General features: G+C 56.6%; 3 protein-coding genes and 1 pseudogene. All 4 read right to left on the bottom strand.

What is annotated here, in order from left to right; all coding sequences use genetic code 11:
- Positions 1-191, bottom strand: a pseudogene (locus tag PVZ80_RS02425) (type VI secretion system tip protein TssI/VgrG); the annotation flags it as partial.
- A gap of 1,444 nt (positions 192-1,635) precedes the next feature.
- Entirely contained in the window at positions 1,636-3,183 is a 1,548-nt protein-coding gene (locus PVZ80_RS02420) for a type VI immunity family protein (protein WP_273863389.1), read from the bottom strand.
- 17 nt (positions 3,184-3,200) lie between these two features.
- Entirely contained in the window at positions 3,201-4,043 is an 843-nt protein-coding gene (locus PVZ80_RS02415) for a VRR-NUC domain-containing protein (RefSeq protein WP_273863388.1), read from the bottom strand.
- Positions 4,043-4,791: DUF2345 domain-containing protein (locus PVZ80_RS02410; RefSeq protein ID WP_273863387.1), on the bottom strand; the 749-nt coding region annotated here is incomplete at its 5' end. The genes PVZ80_RS02415 and PVZ80_RS02410, both read right to left, overlap by 1 nt.

Raw genomic sequence — 4,791 nt, 5'->3', positions numbered from 1 at the left:
CCGCCCTGCCAGAGGGTGAAGTGCGCGGACTGATCGAGGATCTGGCCGAAGTCGATGGCCGGGTCAAAACTGGCCAGTTCGAGCGTTAGGCAGTAGCCCTCGGACAGGCCTTCGTCCAGGGTGAACTCAATGACCTCGAACGCGGTCTTGCCGACGGCGAAGGTAAAGCGCAGATCGGATTGGGCCGGCATGGCGTGCTCCCTGCAGAAACCCGGCCCCGTCCGATGTGCCCAGGCGGGAGGGGTCTGAATGGCGAGGGGCGGCCACAATCAAAACGCGGCAGCAAAGGCCAGCACGCTATAGGCAACGATGGACACCCACGGAATTCCTCCTTTGATGTTGCCGTGGGCTTGTCGCCTTAGTAAATGGGAAACATCCTAAAGTTTGGGTCGGAAGTATCTCGAATCACTCAGATGCGGCTTCGCTCCGGTGATGGGCGATAGTTCCAGCCCCATAACTAATCAACCTGCATGGCTTTGGAAATTGAAGACTTTCCACTGATTTCTCGCGATTCGTCGCACCTCCACCGACATCATGCATATTGAGCCAGGGATATTGGCCCTCAGGCCATGAAACTCCACCCAGACTCGATCCTGATCAGGCTCGGTGCCCCCTAGCCAATGGCGAAGTCGGTTGCCGTGCGATTGAGGTGGCCCCCAATAAACCATGGATGCTGACGTGCACACCTGCCGATTTGAAAACCGGCGGAATTCCTCGAGCGTGCGGCCGGTGTATCCATTCTTGAGCGTCAAGTCGTGAGCGTGCTGCCAGTTTTCCCGATAGATCTCCTGCAGCAACATCGTTGCAACGGACGTAGCACCCCTGGGTTCATAGGGAGATTTCAGATATACCCAGCCTGCCACACAGGCAGCCGGGACAAGCAGCATCCCCACAAACAGTCGACATCTGCGACGAAGCAGCGCGTTCAGATTGCAAGAGTTCATGCGCGAAAGCACACCATTTCATTGTTTCCGCCGCGGAGTTAAGAGTTCACCGACGAGCAGTAGAGTACGCTTTTCACTGGGGTCGAATCCTTCGCCTTTCACAGGAACGCCACAAGCTCGGACGGGACGATCGCGTTTGAGTTCCGAGAAATCCAGCCTCGTGAATAGGGCCATGCCCTCCCTAAGGGCCCATACACGAAATGTGGTCGAATTTGTCGTAAGGACTGTGGCCTCCCCGGCGAACCCTTCCATCAAGAACGAGATCGGATCTTCCTCACTGGGTTCCGGGAAGGGCATGGCGTGCGTGATGCGTCCTTCGAAGCACACACGCCGATTGCTATAGCGGTCGATGTTATCCAGAACCGTTGCCACTGAAGGCGGCTCTTCTTGAACGTCGAACATCAATTGAAGCATATGCGTCAGCGTTGAGCTGTTACCAACGGCGAATGGAGCCACGACTAATATGGGTATGCAAAGCAGAGCTCGCAGAACGATAGATCTTTTAATCAAACCAAACTCTCATTTTGACTAGTCTTCTAACTGTTTCAACTCTATTCAGCCTTGAGACAGCGCAATATCAGTCACCTCGAAGATGAGGAGCATATGACACGGTAGCTGCCGGTTTTCAACGATGGCCAATTCCAGGGCCTGGGTGCCGCCCGGGCGTTGCCGGCAAGCTTGAGCAAGACCGCTACGACGTTGACGCCAGGAACCAGGTGACGTCCCGTCCTTGCACCTGAGGCATGGTGACGCCGTGCATAAAGGTCCTCGGCCCGACAGGAATATCCTCGCAGTACCACACCCCGGGATACGGACACGGCTGCCCGCTGGTGATGCGCATGGCATGCGGAGGGAGATCGACCCACTGCCAAGTGACGGCCAAGCCGTCAATCAAAGGTAGCGCCTCGCCTTCCTGTATACGACAACGATCAAGCGGATGGTCAGCGCGCATCCACAGGCCGGCACGCGGCGCAGGGTGAAGGCTCTGAGCTTCACGGGGCGTCTCGGTGAGGGAAGCGCTTTGCGCATCACGTTGGTCGACATCCCATTGCCATAACGTCACGCCACGCGTGTTGTCGTTCTCAACGACAGGCAGGCTTTCGCCGTGTTCGAAACGTTGACGCAGGCCGTGCCTGGCGGCGGTTACCCACCAACCGGTGCGTGGACACGCTTCGCCACCAGAAGCATGCGTGGGTGGCGGCTCTTGACGCGGGGCATCGGGCGGGAGGCCGCGGGCCGCGGGTGACGGCCAATCGCTGTCATCATCAAAGCGTGCGAGCCAGCGCTCAGAATCGAGTCGGTTGAAGCGAACGTTGGGGTCTCCGTCCCACTCTCCGAAGCCAAGCAAGGGAAGCTTCGAGTTACGTAAGGGCAGCAACAGACGGTTCAGGATGACAGGCAGTTCAGGAACCCCATTTTCTACTGGATACAGCTCGGGCTTAGGGCCCAACTCAATCCATTGGCCGCAGTTGAGATCGTCAATACGGATGCGCGAATCTGCCAGCACTGCGCGTACAGCATCGCGATCGAGCGAGAGCTTCTCCCGCCAGATGTCCGATAGAAGAAATCCCCAAGTGGGAGGGCGTAGCCCCAACGGCAAATGATTCTTCATGCTGAACGGGTAGTCGGTATCCAACCCATAGAAATGCGGAGTGAGTGCCCGGTCCCAGACGGTGACTTCGGCACGGGTACCAAACTCCAGCGGATTGGCCATGGCAAAGCCACTGTAGACTTGTTCAGGTCGCAGTCGCGTGATGGTGTCAAGCACAAAGCGGCGCCAAGCATCACGGTTGTCGAGCCACCATTGCCAACGGTAGTAGAGAAGGATACTGGAATATGTCGGCCCACCAAATCCACGCTCGGCGTTTCTCCAGTAGTAGCCCGCGTTTGTTGGCGAACTTCGATGGTTAGTCTCGTCAGTGAACTCGAAAGCGAAGCTCTTGTTAGGAGGTATCTTTCGAGCCCAATCGCGCAAATTGCCGAGTCGTTTGGAAGCGTAGGGATGGGGACGTTCGGAGTCGGGGTGAGTCTGGATCTTGAAGGGAGCTCCCAGCAGTCGCTCGAATTCCTCATGGACATCGATCATGGTCAGGCCGGTTTCCACATGCCGCTCCGGATCTGCAGAGAAGTAGAAGCTGGTAAACGGCATCACGGCGAGTTCATAGTCTGCGTTGTAATGGCCGACACTCGGCCACTCCTTAAGGTCGGCGACCATACCGACAATCTCGTCGTCGGTCATTTCCCTATTAATCGTTGTCATCGCTTCTTTCTTCCATTCTGACGGCCAGAATCCCCCGAGTGCTGTTCATCCGGTTTGTATCCAGTGCAATCCTCCGGCACTCTCAACAAGGCGACTTTCCTTTCATCCTGATTCATCAATCCCACATAGTCGTCCATTTGTTTTTTTTTCACCCAATCCTTTGGAAACTTGATTTCGACCGCGACAAATACATTGGGCGCGTGAAAAGGCTGCTGACGATACTCGACGATCACCAGGTCTGGCGCCAAGCTGCCGCGTGGGCGTGGCCAGAACGGAAACAGCTCATTGGTCCGTTTTGGACGAGTCGGTGGCTCACCCAACAGCGGTTTTCCAGCCACATAGTTGGGTTCTGCCTTGAGGGGGCTTTTCCAGTCAAGTGCGCTATCGATAGCTTCGAAGACCAGTGAGGCAGTCAATTGCTTAAGAAGCACCTCAATAGTGGTCTCAACCACACTACCCGGGATTTTTTTGCGTATTCTGCGCGGTACCTTGAGCGGTGATTCAAGAGCCCACTTGCAAGTGATGCTAATGGCTGGGCGGAAGGGGATCTTTCGCTCGATGTATTCCTTGTACGTCGTTCCTTCAGCTCCACGTCGCGAAATCGTGCTTCGCCCACCAGCATCTATCTTGGCGAAGGTCGAACTTTTTTCGTTGATCTCCCTCGCAAAACTGTCGATGGTACTCTTCAGAACTCGCTTGACTTCTTCCTTACGCTTCGCAATTTCCTCAGCAACTTGTGCAGCTTCTACAACAGTCTGCGCAGCCTCGTACGCCTGATGGGCTCGATAGGCGCGATAGCCCCAAATGAGGGCTGCAGCAGGAGCGGCGGGGCCCGGCATCAGAGATCCTCCTGTTGGTATTGTGCGATACATTCATCAGTGAATGGCGAGGGCGCGTCCTTATGCGGACGCTCATCAGTGATTGAGTCGATCTGGGAGAACCAATCTTCGGTAATCCGTTGATCATCGCGCATGATGGTCTTGTAGGCCTGAACCATTTTCGGGGTTTCAGTTTCAACCAGCTCAGTTTCACCCACGTCGCTTGTCCATCCCTCGACCAGCAATCGTCCCGCGTTCAGGAGCTTGTAGCGGTAGCCCTGGAATGGACGCTCATCGCTCTTGTGTAGTCGGTACTGCGCGGCGTAATCACCAGCCATCGGCGCTTTGAACTGCGGTAGGTTCCCCGTCTCTGACGCCGAACCCATCAAGTCGTGCGACGCTGCCTTGACGATGAAAAGGCCCGGCATGACCATGTCGACGTTTCCATCCTTCATCTCTATATAGGCGCCGCCACACATGAACGTGATGCGTTTAGCGGCCGCCAGCATCAAGTTCTCCTTGTTGGCGCTGATCTCGACACTTTGCTCCGCATTGACCCGCACGTTGTTGTGCTGAGCCTGCAGCAGCAACTCGCCCAGGTGAGCGATATGTCGCATGTCACCGCGCTGCGCGAAGGTACCCAGGCCGTTGGCGGCGTTGATCACGGTGTTCTCGCCCGAGCTCAGTTGCACGTTGCCGTGCGCGGCCGCATCCAGGTGCTCGCCCGCGCCCAGGGCGATGGAGCGGGGCGTGCCCGCCGCGATCCCGC

It is taken from the genome of Pseudomonas sp. B3G-3 (genome assembly GCF_028640915.1).
Classification (GTDB): domain Bacteria; phylum Pseudomonadota; class Gammaproteobacteria; order Pseudomonadales; family Pseudomonadaceae; genus Aquipseudomonas; species Aquipseudomonas chlororaphis_I.
This window is presented reverse-complemented; position numbering and strand designations above follow the sequence as displayed.

Coding starts and splice junctions, on each gene's coding strand:
- PVZ80_RS02420 (WP_273863389.1), bottom strand. CDS start 3,183: ATGACCGACGACGAGATTGTCGGTATGGTCGCCGACCTTAAGGAGTGG.
- PVZ80_RS02415 (WP_273863388.1), bottom strand. CDS start 4,043: ATGCCGGGCCCCGCCGCTCCTGCTGCAGCCCTCATTTGGGGCTATCGC.